Source organism: Anaeroplasma sp., assembly GCF_034179385.1.
Classification (GTDB): domain Bacteria; phylum Bacillota_I; class Bacilli_A; order Acholeplasmatales; family Anaeroplasmataceae; genus Anaeroplasma.
In genome coordinates this window covers 1-14,748 of record NZ_JAXFPY010000049.1, presented here as the reverse complement: position 1 = coordinate 14,748, position 14,748 = coordinate 1, and the positions used below count along the sequence as shown (strand labels likewise).

The window sequence follows — 14,748 nt, the reverse complement described above, 5'->3', positions numbered from 1 at the left end:
ATTCGAAGATGATGTAATTGTAAGTGTAGTTCCATCTTTATATAAAATTCGATAAGGAAGGCTATAATTATAATCTAAGTATTCTATTTTATTATCATATTTATCTTTTAAGATATAATAATCCCTACCAGCATAGGAATAATATACATATGAATTTGTTTCAGGGTTTACACTATTATATCCATTATATGAATCTATAGTTCCATCAGGATTAGTAATATAGAAATTATCTCCATCCTTATATAGAGTTGAAAAATAGTTGAATTTAACTCCCCTAAATATTCCTCCACTACCTCTTAATTGATAATTATAGATTAAAGATGGTGACATAACACTTACGCCTAATGTCTTAAAAAGAGGAATTTCTACTATAATATTAGACGCAGATGGGCATAGGTTTACTATAGTTTTTAATGAACCTATTTCATGAGTAATAGATTCTTGATAAGGCTTTAGGCCTTGGTTTAGAATCACTGACATTTTATTCACTCCTTTTATCGTTATATTTATTTAATTATAACCTGAATATCAAAGATTTGAAATAGCAAGGGAAAGAAAAAAAGAAAATTTGGCAAGTTATTGCCAAAAAAGGGACAAAGCAATTTAGCTTTTGTCCCTTTTATCCTTCTTATCTATTTTCTGATTTATATCCAGGCTTAATATATATTTTTTCCATATTTGGGCTAATTTCCTTATCCAATACATAAAAAGCCCAATTTTCTTTTTCAATTTCATCAATTTCTAAAGATTGAGATGAAATATCAAAGCCTAGTGTATTTGCGATACTATAGCCAAAGATTCAGCACATTTCTTTTTTGTTCTTCTGTTCTCCTTAGATAACATTTAATTATAATATGTGGCATAAAAATTCTCCTAATAATAAATTTTTGATTTATACCATTACATACACTCAAATGTCTATTCTTCTTCTACTACTTTTTCTTTGTTATTTTTTCTTTCTTTCATCCAAATAATTAGTATAACAACCATAAGGACTAGGCTTGAAATTATAATCGTAGTTTCTTCCCAAAAACTCACAAAAATACTAAATGGATTCCCTCCTCCAAAGCTTATTGCTACAGATAAAAGTATAACAAACAAAAGAATTGCATTGGCAAGCTCAAGTAAAACTAAAAATAAATATCTTCTAAAAACAATGAATATAATAAATAGAAGGATCATCGGAACAAAGAAAAACCAAAAACCAGCTTTTATGTATAAGCTTATAGAATAACCAATACTTAATAAAGATAAAACTGATAAAATAATATAAGAAATGAGTTCATTTCTATTCTTAAATTTTCTAATCATATATCCTCCTAATTCTTAAAACAAAGTTATTATAACATATATTATAATTCATGAGTTACTTTAATGTAAATCAGTTTTGAAAATAAATTCCTAATTTGCACAGAGTTGGTAAATTAGAAATGAAGTGATATAATAGAACCAGTATATAGAAAGGAAAATCACGTGAATTTCTGAGAGCTGGTTAATACGTGTGATACTTGGCGGTTGATGATTAGCCAGCTCCCAGAAGTTCCATCACTCGCCGCCATGAAAACTAAATATAAAGATAATCACTGGGGAACATCTGTAAAAAGATTAACTTGGGATATTAAACGAATAAGACGCCTCTTGAGGAGCTTATTTCTTTTACTATGGATGAAAAATATAATACAAAGCATAGATCTCAAACTCCCGAAGAAATTAGTCTTATTAATTCCATAGTACCTCTTAGATGTCATTATTGTGGCTCAAAAGAATTTATAAAGTATGGAAAGTATAAGACTGGCATTAATCGATTCCAATGTAAAAGTTGTAAAAGAACATTTAATAATTTAACTAATACCATATTTGATTCTCATAAAATTCCAATCTCGGAATGGTTCGATTATTTAATATATTTATTTGAATTCCACTCAATAAAATCTTCTGCCAGAGACAATAAAAATGCCTCAAGTACGGGAAAATATTGGCTTTTAAAGGTTTTTGAAATATTAAAGAACTATCAAGATGATATTATTTTAGATGGGGCTATAGTATTCGATGAAACATTCTTTACTGTTGTCGAATCTAAAAGAACTTATAAAGATGGAAATAAATTAAGAGGAATATCAAGAGATAAGATATGTATAGCTGTAGCATATGATGGTTTTAGAACAATAATACTATCTGAAAATGTATCAAAGCCTTCCAGCAAGAGCACTTTAAATACTTTAAAAGGTCATATAAAACCAGGTTCAAAACTTATACATGATGATGAGCATTCACATCAAGTATTGGTTAAAGAATTAGATTTAACAGAGGAATTTTGTAAATCATCTTATCAAGAATTCCTTTCTGAAGAAGAAAATCCATTAACTCCAATCAATAAAATACATTCCTACATTAAAAAGTTTATGAGAAACCATGAAGGGTTCTCAAGAGATAATATTCAAGATTGGATGAACTCAATTTCATTCATTATTAATGATCCTGAAAATAGGTATGATAAATTAAAACTATTCTTAAAAATGGCTATTTCGGCACCAAAAAAAGTGCGATTTAGGGATGTAATGTCAAAAAAAGGTTGATACTAAGGTATGTTTAAAAAATAGCCCTATATAAATCTAGTTTAAATCCTCCTATAATAAGAATCACAAGGAGGACTTTTAAAATGGGTAAAAATAAGATGAGATCCATATATGAAAAGGAAGAGATTATACAGGATTATTTAAGGAGTGGTCAAAAGGTAGGAACCTACGCAAGACTTCATGATATACCAAGAACATCCTTAGTACAATGGTTGGCAAAGCTTCCTGTTTTACAAGAGGGAGAAAAGCCTACAAAGGATTTTTATGATATTACAACTGAGGTGAAAACATCAAGCCCACTAATTCAAAGTAAAGGCATTGAAAGGCGCAGTGAGCCACAAGTGTTTGAAGCACCCATATCAAACCGAAATGTGAAAATGACATTACCTAATGGAACCACTCTAGAATGTGATGTAGATATCCTTACTATGGTTATAGGAGCGATTAAGATATGATTGATTTAGCCTATATAGATAGAGTATATTTGTTTCATGGAGTAACGGATTTTAGAAAGGGTATTAGTGGTTTATATCGTTTAGTGTTAGATTCATTTCAAAAAAATGATATGAAGAATAGTCTATTCCTCTTTTGTAACAAAAAGAGGGACAGTATCAAAATACTAGAGGTTTTAGATACTGGTATTTGGTTATATCAAAAAAGATTATTTGGTGGTAAGTTTCCGTATCCAGAAATCGATAGACAAGCAATTATTACTCCAGATGAGCTTAAGATTATCATCAGCGGGTTAGATTTTATTCAAGCCTTAGAAAAGCGAGAATAGGATATTTTATCCACATAGCCCAAAGTGGGTCTAAATAGGAACTCTACCCTAGCAATTTCGATTCATGAAAACATTTTATTCGTAGAAAAAATACTTCATTTTCTAATTATTTATCTCTCGATTCGCAATAGAATTGTGGATAACTTTTCACATTTCCAGCAAAAAACATTATAAAAAGAACACGATTTGACAGTAAGACTAAAGTTATCCACAAATAGCTTTAGTTTTTTTTAATTTTATCTCTTAAAATCACCCTGATTTTCCGCCACTTTCGCTGGATTGAAAGCACTCGAATTATATTCTATAATACAGTGTGTAATGGAGGTGTTGTAGCAATGGCTTTTGAAGGAATGACACAAAATGAAATCATAGAATATTTACTTAAGGAAAACGCAAAGCTTAAAAAAGAAAACACCTCACAAAGGAATGAAATTGAACAGTTGAAGGTGGAGTATAGAGACTTACAAATCGAATTCAACAAAAAGCTTAAGGAACTTGAGGATAAGGAAATAATTATCAAGAAATTCCTTAAGGACAAGTATTATACAACCTCGGAGAAAATGCCAGATAAACCAAAGAATTTAGCGCTTAATGAGGCTGAGGTTATTTATGATGAAGCCAAAAGAGCGGGACGCAAGGCTGGTGGTAAGAATGCCAATAACAAAATACCAACAGAGGGACTTGAGGAAGTTACAATCGATTTCACTGAGGAAGAGTTTCAAGAATTATCTAAGTCTCATGAGCTAGTTCGCTTTGGGGAGGATATTTGCGTAAAGCTAGTTAAGCAACCAGCAGTATATTCCTATGTTAAGTTTATTCATCCGAAATATAGAGATAAAAATCACCCAGACCAAATCTTTCAAAGTGAGATAACAGACGCATTTAAGAAGACAATCATTACTGCATCCGTAGCTTCTGATATCATCAACAACAAAATAAATCTAGGAGTTCCACTAGAGCGTCAGGCACAGTATCACCAAAGTAACGGTTTAGATATATCAGCTCAGGATTTGTCCAATTACGCATTAAAAAGTGCGGAAATACTCACTCCAGTGTATGACAAAATGAAGGAAGCGCTAGTGAATAATAGTGCGCAATCCATACATGTTGATGAGACTACGGTACAAGTTTTAGGTGTTGATGAGAGGGAGAAATCCTATATGTATGTTTCTACTACTTCATTCTGGAATAGGCCAATTTTGATATATGATTTTTCATTAGATCGAACAACCACTGAGTTTGAAGTTATGATAGAGAATTATGACGGATTCATTACCGTAGATGGCTATGGAGGATATGATAAATTTAAGGAAAATGGAGAAAAACCACTAAAGGGAGTACAAATGTGTTGGGCACATTTAAGAAGATATTGGGTGAATGCAGATCCTGAAATGCTTTCTAAGAAAAGGAAAAGAAATAAAGAAACAGAAGCCGAGAAAATGGTTCACCTAATCGATAAGGTCTTCCAAAAGGAAAAGCAATTTAAGAATAGAAAGCTTACCATGGATGAAATCAAGGCAGAAAGAAATAAGCCTGAATTCTTAAAGCTGTTAGACGAAATATATAAAAAGGCTTCTAGCATAGATACCTTTGGTCAAGCAAAGCTAGAGGAAGCTAAAAACTACACACTAAAGCATTGGAATGAGTTTAAAACATTCCTTAAGTATGGAGGCTTGGATATTACCAATTCCATCGCTGAACGTGCAGTAAGGCCATTCGCTGTAGCCAGAAATTCCTTCCTATTCTGCAAATCAGAACGAGGAGCTAAAGCAACGGGTATACTATTTTCTATAGTGCAAACTGCAAGAGCCAATGGATTATCTGTAGAAAAGTATTTGAATTATGTATTCAATAACATTAGCACGAAAACAGCTAGTGATCTTTTACCATGGAGTGAATCCATACCCCAAGGCATTCGAATGAAACTTAACTAAATATAACGTAAAATAAGTCGGAATTAGTTAAAAAACAACTAAATCCGACTTATTTTGACTTAATATGACATATCCCCATCTAAAAAATGGCTTACCTACGTTAAAGGGACATCTTTGAAACTTACCATAAGACCATTAAATAAACCTTTTTGCCATACGGAATCATAAGAATACTGATAATTAAAATTAAGACAATTCTGTACATAATCATATATGTTCTTCTTAATCAAAGGCAAGAAATGGTAATATTTAGATTTCAAATTCATTTTTTGTAATAATCTCATACATCAGAACCTAATACTTTTAAAGTCTCAAAAAAGAATTCTCTTTTATCGTGAATCGTATTGCATTTTATATTAAACTGGAAATATTCAGTCCTATAATAAATGTCACATGGTCGAAAATAAATACCCGTTATTTCTGATCTATAAATTGTATTCCCTATTACTCCCATACTACGCCTCAGGACAAACTTGCTTATAAATTTCTTCTAGTTCTTCTTGCGTATTAATATCAACTACATTAATACCTTTATCATATGCTTTCATAGCAAAATCAACTAGTTCTGTTTCAGTAAGAATATGATTATCTCCAAATGTTGTCATCTTATGTATAAAAGTTCTTTCATCAGTAATATATCTCTTATTCAGTTCTAGAAATAAATCAAAATATTTGTTAATTGCTTCTTCATATACTTCCAACAATTTAATTATTTCTACTTCATTAAGATAACTCAGATCATTATTTAGATTAATTTTGGGATACACTTCAAGACCAATTCTATTTGCTTTAATGCATATTTCAAAAATATCATCCCATTGCCATTGATACAAATTGAAAAAATATGTAATGTGTTTATAATTTTTTTCTTTATATAGCATACTTAAATCGAGATTAATCGCTTGAATCATCCTATATATTATCCATGCAAAGGAAATATTAAATCCACCTTGTATTAAATTTATTCTTGAGTCATTCAATGATGAAATGTTACAAAATCTTTCTATTTTACTATCTCTTAAAGCAACAATTTCATTTTCTACTCTTTCCATTAAATCAGCTTGTAACATTATTCAATCACCTTCTTATCAATACCCCAACTTTCATCACTATAAATCTCATCATCTACATCACATGAAATAACTCCATTAAATTTCTTAACTCCAAAACAAGTTATATTCCCATTATCTGAGTTTTCAAAAGAAAACGAAAACTGCTTAGATATAGAAAGTTCTATATCATATATTTCGAAATTCAAATTTGCTTTCAAATCACAATAAGTTGCATATGCAGATAATGAATGTCTTTCAAAAGTTTTTGATGCAGGATCCAGTATACTAAAAAACACCATTCCTTCAGATTCATTAAATAAGATAGCTATTGTTAAAGCTTCACCTTCAATATAATGTTTAATAAAATAATCCTTTATATTTTTGATTGTTTGAATTTCTGCTTTATATAAAATGTCATATGTTGTCTTATCAATATAACAGTCTTTTTTTAAACAATATCTTCTTATGATTGGATCAATAGTACCAATCAGTTTATATATATTCTTATCAGGTATTACATCATTAATAACCACAAATTTTTCAATTATATCAGATAGTAAATTATAAATTGAATTAGCATCATTATAATTATACACATACCACCCATTTTCCATTTTTTTTGGCATTTTTTCAAATTCATAGCTTATTTTTGTTAAATACATAGCAATATCATCAGCATACTTTAGCAAAGGGAATCACCTCTATTCTAATTTCATCGATAATTGTCTATATCCATAATTCGTATAAACAATTCTATTAAAAGATTCTAAATCCTTCATTCCTTCTTCAAGCAAGTTTTGTCTTATTAGAGATACATATATACACATAGCCCTTGCTTGACAATTATATTGTTTCTTTTCATTAAACTCTATATCTGTAAATATATCAGAATTCAATAATTCATCATCTTTAATATTCATTGCAATCAAAGCCTGGATGTACAAATAATCATAAAATATACTTTTGGGTTCTAAAGGAAATATTTGATTATTATATTCAAAATACTTTAAATCACCATGTTCTGTATCATTGATAAATTGCTTTGCCTCTTTTGGTAAACGATACTTTAAGTAATCATATCGAACATTGCCTTCAAAAACTTTTGATGATTGAAAAACTGATTCAAAATAATACCCATTTAATTTTAAATTAAATGCACTACAACGAACTCCTATTTCATCAAATGATTTTGTAGATATTTCCATAATTTTTTTATCGGGATATAGCTCTTTTATAGATTTATGAAAAGATAATACATTTTTTTGCTTTTGTGAAAAAGCTAATCCCTTAAAATATTCAAATGATATTATTTCCTCAAGGAAAATATTCTTTTCATCAACAATAAAACACATTTTAGTAGCCATACTATTCACCTAATTTCTCTATTTTAACAATATACTTCTTTTCTATAGATTTATTAAATTGAATTTCTGCTTGTGGATCTGTTGTTTCATTTAAATTTCTATAATCGTCAATTCTATTATAAATATAGTAATTTGATGTTGTACTATATGACATAGAATCAACAAACATATTCTCTAAATCTATAAAATTACTACCTTTATTACATGCTGTTGCAGATGCATTCTTGTCACAATAAATACGTTTAACATTTATTTCCTCGTATAGAACTTTGGCATCAATGAATACTAAGCATGTATTACCAATTCTTCCTGTATTCTTGTAACTACTATAAACAAGTCTATTCATATTTGTAACAGATAATGATATATAGTCTGTATTTCCATCAAATCTATTTTCATCATTTCTTTTAAATGGAATACCTCTTTTTATTAATTCATCATTAGATAGTAAGCCATACTTCTTTATTGAATCAGCATTTGAAATATCAGTGAAATGAACTAAATATTTTATATTTCTAGATTCAAGAAAACTTTTAATTTGTAATTGTTCATCTGTATAATATTCAGCATCAACAATTAGAGACTCTTCTTTATGTACATTTTCGTTAACATTGCAATCAATAACATTATTAGCTAATTCCCAAATGATTGGCTCTAATTTTTTATAATATTCCTCTGCATATCTTTTACTGTTTTCAATTAATGTTGAAGTAACTTCATCTCTAAATTTACTAGTGCCACCCCATAATGCTCCAAAAAACGCACCGATAGCAGCAAAAGGTAATGCGGCTGCTCCTAATAATAGCGCTGCTCCTAAACCTATTCCAGCTCCTATACCTGTTTTTTTAAGTACATCAACATTATTGTTATTTTTTAAATAAATCGTATTAACACTTAGGGCAGAAAATCTATATAATTCAATTTCATTTAAAATGTTTTTTACCTTATCCTCTAATGTACTTGCAATATAATGATTACCTTTATCTGCAATATCTCTGTAATTTAGTACAGTGATATTATATCTATTAGCTACAAGCCAAGCATTTACAGAAGACTCGTTTGGAAATACATTTAATTCGTTTTTTAAATTTCTATACAATTTCTTAAAATTCATAAATTAGACTCCTTTCTTTTTTACAAATTTTTTCTTATCATGAACTGCTTCACATACTAATGAATATGCCTGTAGTGTTGTTTCTAATTCATTCCACTTAGTTTTATCCAAATTAATATATCGTGCTTCTCTTTTTACCAAATCATAAAGTTCATTGGTAGAAACCTGAAAACCATCAATCAATGAGTTAATCTTTTTAGAAAATATAAAATTTCTTCTTGCCTTAGAACAACAATCTAAATATTTTTTTGCTTGTTCGTTTTGATGATCATAATCATCATATATTCCATTTTCTATTTCATTAGATCTCCTAAAATTCACATAATCTAATAAGTTTAAATGATACTTGTATTTCTCTCCAAGTTTATTTAGTTTATTAATCAAATAAATGGATATATCAAAATAGCTTTTATCGTCAATTACTTTGGTAGTTTCGAGATTAAATTCAACAATTGTTATCTTAGCTCTTACGCCATTGTTATCCTTAACATATATCGAACTATCTTTTACATAAAAATGGTAATATATAACATCGTCAAATAATTCAGGCGGTATAAACTCTCCAATAATATAATTATTGACATTTATACCATTCAAAGTCTCACCTTGTTTAGCTCCTGTCAATTCTGAAATATCATATGCATAAGACTTACAATTAAGATTAAATTTATCATTTTCAGGTTCTAAAATATAAAATGCCTTCAATTCAACTATATTAGGTTCTAATAATTTATTCAATTTAACCAATTCATCATAATTATAATTTTGATTACTTATAGCTTTTTTTACAATATCATAATATTTTTTCATTAATGCAGTGAATGAATCATATATGTTATTTTTCACTACATCATTCATCAATGAGATTTTTAAATCTTTATTTGTATTATAATCATTATAAAAATCAATATAACTATAACTTGAACTTTTGTTAATATTATTAGAATACTTTAAGTCATAAAAATCTTGAATTGATACGCCAAACAATTGAGCTAAAATACTAATCTTTTTAAGATTAGGTTTTCTATTATTATTTGGATTCAAATCATCATTACGCCAATATACAACCATTGTTGGAGAAACACCTAATAAGTTAGCTAATTCAATATTAGATATCTTTAAACTATCTAGGTTAACTCTTATATATTCATTTATATTATTAGCATATTCAGCCATAATATCAGTCCTCCAGTAACTCTAATGCTTCTTTAGATGTTTTTATTTTTAATAATTCTTCATATAAATAGTCATACAACAATCTAAATGTGATGCACATATTATAATTTTTTTGATTTTTATTTATAGAGTTGTAAATATTTTGCTTATCTTCATTAATTAATATCATCTTAAACTCAAATAATTGATCATTAATTTTATCCATTGGAAAAGAAAACTTTAATTGCTTCACATCATAGTTTTCTAAAAGTTTAATGAATCCTTTTAACTCAGGTAAGTTCATTACTTTTAATACTGTATAAACCATACACTTTTCAAAAGGCAATAATAAATTCACTAATGCTTCTTGATTCTTTATATCATTAAGAATTAGATAAAACAGTAAATAATCCCTTATTTGTTTATTAAAACTTAATGGAGAGAACATGTAATAAAATGAGAATAATAATTCATTTTTCATTTCATTATTGACATTCAATCTATATCCAACTCCATAATTAGAAGATATTTCCTTTATATAATCATTAATGTATTTTTCTAAATCATCATTATATTTGTCATAATGGCGTAGTGTATCTATTAATTCTTCATTTTCTAAAGGTGTCGGAAATGATAAGAATTTCTTTTGGACCAAATAATCAAATCTTCTTATATAATTAATAGCCTTATCAAAATTAATGAATTTATATTCATCATCAGAAATGATAGGCTTATCTTTATCAAATTCAAAATGATTAATAGGCTCTTTATCATTATTACTAATCATCAATGAAATAATAGATTTTATTGAGCTTAATATATCATCATCTTTTGCTGGAGCAGGTAAAACTCTTAAATCGGGTAACAACAGATCATCCAATGTAACATTAAATACTTTTGCTACTTTTTCTAGCGTTTCAATTTTAGGCAAAGAATTCCCTAAGGTCCACTTATAGATTGTTTTCTCATCACCAACTTCTACATTCGGATCTATTTCATATAATTTATCTAGTAAATCATTAGCACTCATATTATTTAATTTCATATGTTTCTTTATTTCTTTTCCTGTGATTTTAGAATCAGCAATAAACCTATAATCCTTTAAATAAATGTTCACTTTTCATCGACCTCACTTATATTTTATTAAATAATTAAAAAATTGATACCTATTGTTTATTTATTAATTATATATTATTTCATTAACTTTTGGTAGTAATTGGAAGTTAAAAAGACAATCACTTATTATAGCGATTGCCTTAAAAACCAATAAAAGGAGTGATGCATTGCCTTACAATAGTAGAAACATCACTCCTTTTAGTTTGTAGTTGTTGTTACACCACTTATAATTTAAAGCCCATACCATCTAAAGTTTGGAGATGCAAATTATGGTGCACTACTTATAATTTAAAGAGCCAGAAAATCCTCAAGTCTAAACTCGAGGATATCTAAAAATAGTATTTTTATGAGTTATATTATTAATCTAATTCTTTAATATCATTATACAATGCTACTTTATTATCTGATATTACAGCGTCAACATGATAGTGTCCAAAGAACCATTTTTTATATGTTGCAATATTTTCAAAATTATCTAGCGCATAATTATCTTCATATGCTTCACATTTATTTCCGTAAAAAAATAGTGATGGATTATTTAAAGTATTCGAATCACAAGAGTGAGTTATTATAAAATCCACTTTGTTATCATACTTACTTAAATTAATAATTCCTTCATTAATTTCCTCTTTCGATGGTATTTCTTCCTTCCACCAAGATATATGTTCTTCTCTTCGATACTTATCAATGGATGTTCCTCCACCAAATGTAAAAATAGTTTTTCCTTCTATATTAAACACTTGTCCTCTCATAAGATGAATTATATTTTTCCTTATTATATGAACATTTCCACCATTCCACTTTGTTACAGGATATGAATTTAATATATCGAAATTTTCATGATTGCCATCTATAAATAATACGGTAAATGGTAATTTTTCATATGGATACAAATCTCTATCTAATGTGTTCGCATTCCATATTGCTCCAAAATCACCTGCTATAATTAAGTAATCATTAGAAGTTAAAATTTTTCTTGTGTTTAGAATATGAATTTTATCATAATCAATTGTCCCATGTGTATCACCAGTGATTAAAATCATATGTCATACTCCTTCTTTATCAAAGATATAGTCGTTTCTTTACTAAGTGCACCACCATTGAATACATCATATCCATTATCCTTAGTGACTCTTGCAGTCAAGGCTTGTTCCTTTAAATATACAGCTGTAGCAGTACCACCGACTATTATGTATTTGTCAGAAAAATCTTTAAAATATTCTTTAAATTTATTCATTCCATATACTATCTCTTCCACGAACAGTACCTCTTTTTAATTGCTTCTATTTCATTTTCTATTCTTTCATCTTTTATATGAATAGTTTTAATAACAGAAATAAGCTCAGCATCTCCATTTTTAGAATATATTGATGGATCATAATCCCATATTTCTAAAATAGCTTCATCTGAATTTATTATTAAGCCATCCATATAAGGTCTATAATTCGATACTTTATCCAAATCATCATCATATATAGCGTATGTATTAACCTGATCACTTGAAAGCATACTATTATTTGAAATAGCGGTAGTGCCTGCATATAATGCAATCCCTTTTAAACTATTTTCAGCTACAATTACTCTTTGCTTTATAGGATTTTTCATTATTTTTAAAAGCATATTTATGTATGTTTTTTTATCTTCATAAAGACTATAATGATAAACCTTATTTTTGATTTCGTGCTTAACTAAATTAGCACTTTCTAATTTGGTTAAAGCACGGCTTATTGTCATTTTATTTATATTAGATGATTTTATAATATCTTTTACAGTAATATCATCACCAATATATAAGAAAGACAAGGCAACAATATTTCCTGTGAAGTAAGCTTAATATTAGAATCTTCATTTTTCGGTTTACTAAATACTAACCCTATAGCTGGCATAAAAATATATTTATTTTTTTCTATAAACATTATTTTATTATTAATCAAATTTAATCTTTGAACTTCCTTAGAATTATTTAACACAAGTACTGTATCACAATTATACTTTTCTTCTATTATTATTCTATGCTTTAAATAAGAATTAATATTAAATTCATTCTTATTCTTCATAAAAATAAATGATTTATGCTATGTTCAAACGTAAAGTTGGTAAATGAAATTTTGCAACAAAATTTTATTTACATACCCTTTCGTTTAAACAGTATAATCGTTTGATAATTCATAGTAATGATAGAATTTTTAAGATTATTCTCTAATGGTATATTAATTATTTAGATTTTTGGTCACCAACTTTTTGTTTGAACTTAGCCATGATTTATTAAATATTGTATATAATTCATATTCGTATGAATTCATATATATTGGCAAACCGGATATTTCAATTCTTTGTTTATTAATATGCTCTTTTCCAAACATATCTGATAAATATTCTAGCATATTACCACTTCTGTAACATAATTGTAACACAAACTACGTTACAAAGAAATATTTTACGTTACAGTGGCAAAAATTATCTTATCAATAATTATAGATTTATTATTAATATTACTATAAATCTTTTCATAACAAACATACTTCTTTAATTTTTAATTCGAGATTTGTTTCTACGATACAAAGATATATCTATAATGATAATAAATGCTCCAATACAATAATTAATGAATAATTATCTATTATCCTATGAAAGTTTGTGTATACCTCATTAAGGCCTGGCATTAATATATGAATTTAATGCAATAATAGGCATTTTTCGTTCAAAATAGTCCATTCAAAACCGATTTGAATTTACTCCAAAACCATTGGTGATGGTTCGAATCCTTTTTAAATTTGTGTTCAAGATTTGTGGCCAGAGAATAAGCAAAACAAAAGACTGGATTTCGCTTTAAGATTTAATTTCCAGTCTTATTTTTATAATTTAGCTATTAGACTCTTTAACTCTGATATATCATGGATTCCATATCATTTAATAATTTCAATAAAGCTTGAGACTTTTGATCATTCTTCTTCTCAAACATTGAATCAATAACATTCGCTGCGACATTATCTGATGTACCTATAAAGTGTGAGTAGATATCTGTAGTAGTTGATGTTCTAGAATGACCTGCTCTACCTGCTGCAGTTATTAAAGGAACTCCAGATGCAATTTGTAATGCAATATTTGTATATCTTAAACTATGGATTGTAAAGTGTGGAAGGTTTGCTTCATATAAAACCTTGCCTGCCCAATTAATAAGTGAAGTCTTTATATTTTTTGAACACCACACCCCCACTTATTATGCCCATTACATCGACAGTGTTTTCTTAATTGCAACACCACAAATGTCTAATTTTTAGCGTCAATTTCTAAAAAGGCACAAAAAATAATTAGTAAATTTATTCAACAGAAATATACAACTTATTTTTATTAATAATTGAATACTCAATGATATCAATAATAGCATGATATAAAGCTTTTGTTTCTTCAATATTTGTATTTACATTATAGAATTCAATGTCAGCTTTTGCTTCATCTAAATTAGTCACTTCAATTATGCCATTTTCTGTTTCGAAAAGTAAATCCTCTTGCCATATTTTAGTTATTCCCTTAAACCCATTACCATCTAATGATGGATTCAAGAGTAACATATGCATAAATGCATTAGGTGCAGATACTTTGAATTCTATTTCATCCTTTGAATTTACGGATAAAAAAACATATTTATCATCATC

At 27.9% G+C, this 14,748-nt stretch carries 17 protein-coding genes; 4 read left to right on the top strand and 13 right to left on the bottom strand.

Translation table 11 applies throughout. The features are described 5' to 3' along the window. Positions 1-480 (bottom strand): hypothetical protein (locus tag SPJ17_RS03340; protein ID WP_321092751.1); only part of this gene is annotated, 480 nt, incomplete at its 3' end. Positions 481-918: 438 nt separating this feature from the next. Next, positions 919-1,311 carry a hypothetical protein gene (locus tag SPJ17_RS03335; RefSeq protein WP_321092749.1) on the bottom strand — a complete coding sequence of 131 codons (393 nt, stop codon included), beginning with the start codon at positions 1,309-1,311 and terminating at the stop codon, positions 919-921. Between the two features lie 350 nt (positions 1,312-1,661). Between SPJ17_RS03335 and SPJ17_RS03330 the strand changes: the two genes are divergently transcribed. The 4 genes from SPJ17_RS03330 (at position 1,662) to SPJ17_RS03315 (ending at position 5,291) form a co-directional block, all read left to right on the top strand. Continuing rightward, on the top strand, positions 1,662-2,576 hold the full coding sequence (locus SPJ17_RS03330; protein ID WP_321092747.1) for an IS1595 family transposase: 915 nt from the start codon (positions 1,662-1,664) through the stop codon (positions 2,574-2,576). 83 nt (positions 2,577-2,659) lie between these two features. Then, a complete protein-coding gene (locus SPJ17_RS03325; RefSeq protein ID WP_321092745.1) occupies positions 2,660-3,031 on the top strand; it encodes a hypothetical protein in 372 nt (123 codons plus the stop codon). Continuing rightward, the gene (gene tnpB, locus SPJ17_RS03320; protein WP_321092743.1) at positions 3,028-3,357 is read left to right on the top strand and encodes an IS66 family insertion sequence element accessory protein TnpB; all 330 of its coding nucleotides are present in this window, start codon (positions 3,028-3,030) and stop codon (positions 3,355-3,357) included. Before SPJ17_RS03325 ends, tnpB begins: the two co-directional genes overlap by 4 nt. 335 nt (positions 3,358-3,692) lie before the next feature. After that, positions 3,693-5,291 carry an IS66 family transposase gene (locus SPJ17_RS03315; RefSeq protein WP_321092741.1) on the top strand — a complete coding sequence of 533 codons (1,599 nt, stop codon included), beginning with the start codon at positions 3,693-3,695 and terminating at the stop codon, positions 5,289-5,291. Positions 5,292-5,746: 455 nt separating this feature from the next. Here the strand turns inward: SPJ17_RS03315 and SPJ17_RS03310 are convergent, their stop codons facing one another. From SPJ17_RS03310 to SPJ17_RS03260, 11 genes are all read right to left on the bottom strand, one after another. Continuing rightward, a complete protein-coding gene (locus SPJ17_RS03310) occupies positions 5,747-6,361 on the bottom strand; it encodes a hypothetical protein (protein ID WP_321092738.1) in 615 nt (204 codons plus the stop codon). Continuing rightward, positions 6,361-7,032 (bottom strand): hypothetical protein, encoded by a 672-nt coding sequence (locus tag SPJ17_RS03305; protein ID WP_321092735.1) that lies wholly within the window; start codon positions 7,030-7,032, stop codon positions 6,361-6,363. Before SPJ17_RS03305 ends, SPJ17_RS03310 begins: the two co-directional genes overlap by 1 nt. A gap of 12 nt (positions 7,033-7,044) precedes the next feature. Further along, positions 7,045-7,707 carry a hypothetical protein gene (locus SPJ17_RS03300; RefSeq protein ID WP_321092733.1) on the bottom strand — a complete coding sequence of 221 codons (663 nt, stop codon included), beginning with the start codon at positions 7,705-7,707 and terminating at the stop codon, positions 7,045-7,047. A 1-nt stretch (position 7,708) separates the two neighbouring features. Next, positions 7,709-8,821, bottom strand: a complete 1,113-nt coding sequence (locus tag SPJ17_RS03295) for a DarT ssDNA thymidine ADP-ribosyltransferase family protein (protein WP_321092731.1) — start codon at positions 8,819-8,821, stop codon at positions 7,709-7,711. Positions 8,822-8,824: 3 nt separating this feature from the next. Next, positions 8,825-9,997: a helix-turn-helix transcriptional regulator gene (locus tag SPJ17_RS03290; RefSeq protein WP_321092729.1), complete on the bottom strand. Its 1,173-nt coding sequence runs from the start codon at positions 9,995-9,997 to the stop codon at positions 8,825-8,827. Positions 9,998-10,001: 4 nt separating this feature from the next. Then, positions 10,002-11,093, bottom strand: coding sequence for a helix-turn-helix transcriptional regulator (locus SPJ17_RS03285; RefSeq protein WP_321092726.1), 1,092 nt, complete (start codon positions 11,091-11,093; stop codon positions 10,002-10,004). A 358-nt stretch (positions 11,094-11,451) separates the two neighbouring features. Further along, positions 11,452-12,135, bottom strand: coding sequence for a metallophosphoesterase (locus SPJ17_RS03280; RefSeq protein WP_321092724.1), 684 nt, complete (start codon positions 12,133-12,135; stop codon positions 11,452-11,454). Continuing rightward, on the bottom strand, positions 12,132-12,350 hold the full coding sequence (locus SPJ17_RS03275) for a hypothetical protein (protein ID WP_321092721.1): 219 nt from the start codon (positions 12,348-12,350) through the stop codon (positions 12,132-12,134). Before SPJ17_RS03275 ends, SPJ17_RS03280 begins: the two co-directional genes overlap by 4 nt. Next, a complete protein-coding gene (locus SPJ17_RS03270; RefSeq protein ID WP_321092719.1) occupies positions 12,338-12,895 on the bottom strand; it encodes a helix-turn-helix domain-containing protein in 558 nt (185 codons plus the stop codon). The genes SPJ17_RS03275 and SPJ17_RS03270 overlap by 13 nt, the downstream gene beginning before the upstream one ends. A gap of 1,075 nt (positions 12,896-13,970) precedes the next feature. Beyond that, entirely contained in the window at positions 13,971-14,303 is a 333-nt protein-coding gene (locus SPJ17_RS03265; RefSeq protein WP_321092717.1) for a hypothetical protein, read from the bottom strand. 109 nt (positions 14,304-14,412) lie between these two features. Continuing rightward, positions 14,413-14,748: hypothetical protein (locus SPJ17_RS03260; RefSeq protein ID WP_321092714.1), on the bottom strand; the 336-nt coding region annotated here is incomplete at its 5' end.

Bases quoted from the DNA above. Each gene is read 5' to 3' on its own strand.
- SPJ17_RS03335 (WP_321092749.1), bottom strand. From the start codon at position 1,311: ATGATTAGAAAATTTAAGAATAGAAATGAACTCATTTCTTATATTATT.
- SPJ17_RS03330 (WP_321092747.1), top strand. From the start codon at position 1,662: ATGGATGAAAAATATAATACAAAGCATAGATCTCAAACTCCCGAAGAA.
- SPJ17_RS03325 (WP_321092745.1), top strand. From the start codon at position 2,660: ATGGGTAAAAATAAGATGAGATCCATATATGAAAAGGAAGAGATTATA.
- tnpB (WP_321092743.1), top strand. From the start codon at position 3,028: ATGATTGATTTAGCCTATATAGATAGAGTATATTTGTTTCATGGAGTA.
- SPJ17_RS03315 (WP_321092741.1), top strand. From the start codon at position 3,693: ATGGCTTTTGAAGGAATGACACAAAATGAAATCATAGAATATTTACTT.
- SPJ17_RS03310 (WP_321092738.1), bottom strand. From the start codon at position 6,361: ATGTTACAAGCTGATTTAATGGAAAGAGTAGAAAATGAAATTGTTGCT.
- SPJ17_RS03300 (WP_321092733.1), bottom strand. From the start codon at position 7,707: ATGGCTACTAAAATGTGTTTTATTGTTGATGAAAAGAATATTTTCCTT.
- SPJ17_RS03295 (WP_321092731.1), bottom strand. From the start codon at position 8,821: ATGAATTTTAAGAAATTGTATAGAAATTTAAAAAACGAATTAAATGTA.
- SPJ17_RS03290 (WP_321092729.1), bottom strand. From the start codon at position 9,997: ATGGCTGAATATGCTAATAATATAAATGAATATATAAGAGTTAACCTA.
- SPJ17_RS03280 (WP_321092724.1), bottom strand. From the start codon at position 12,135: ATGATTTTAATCACTGGTGATACACATGGGACAATTGATTATGATAAA.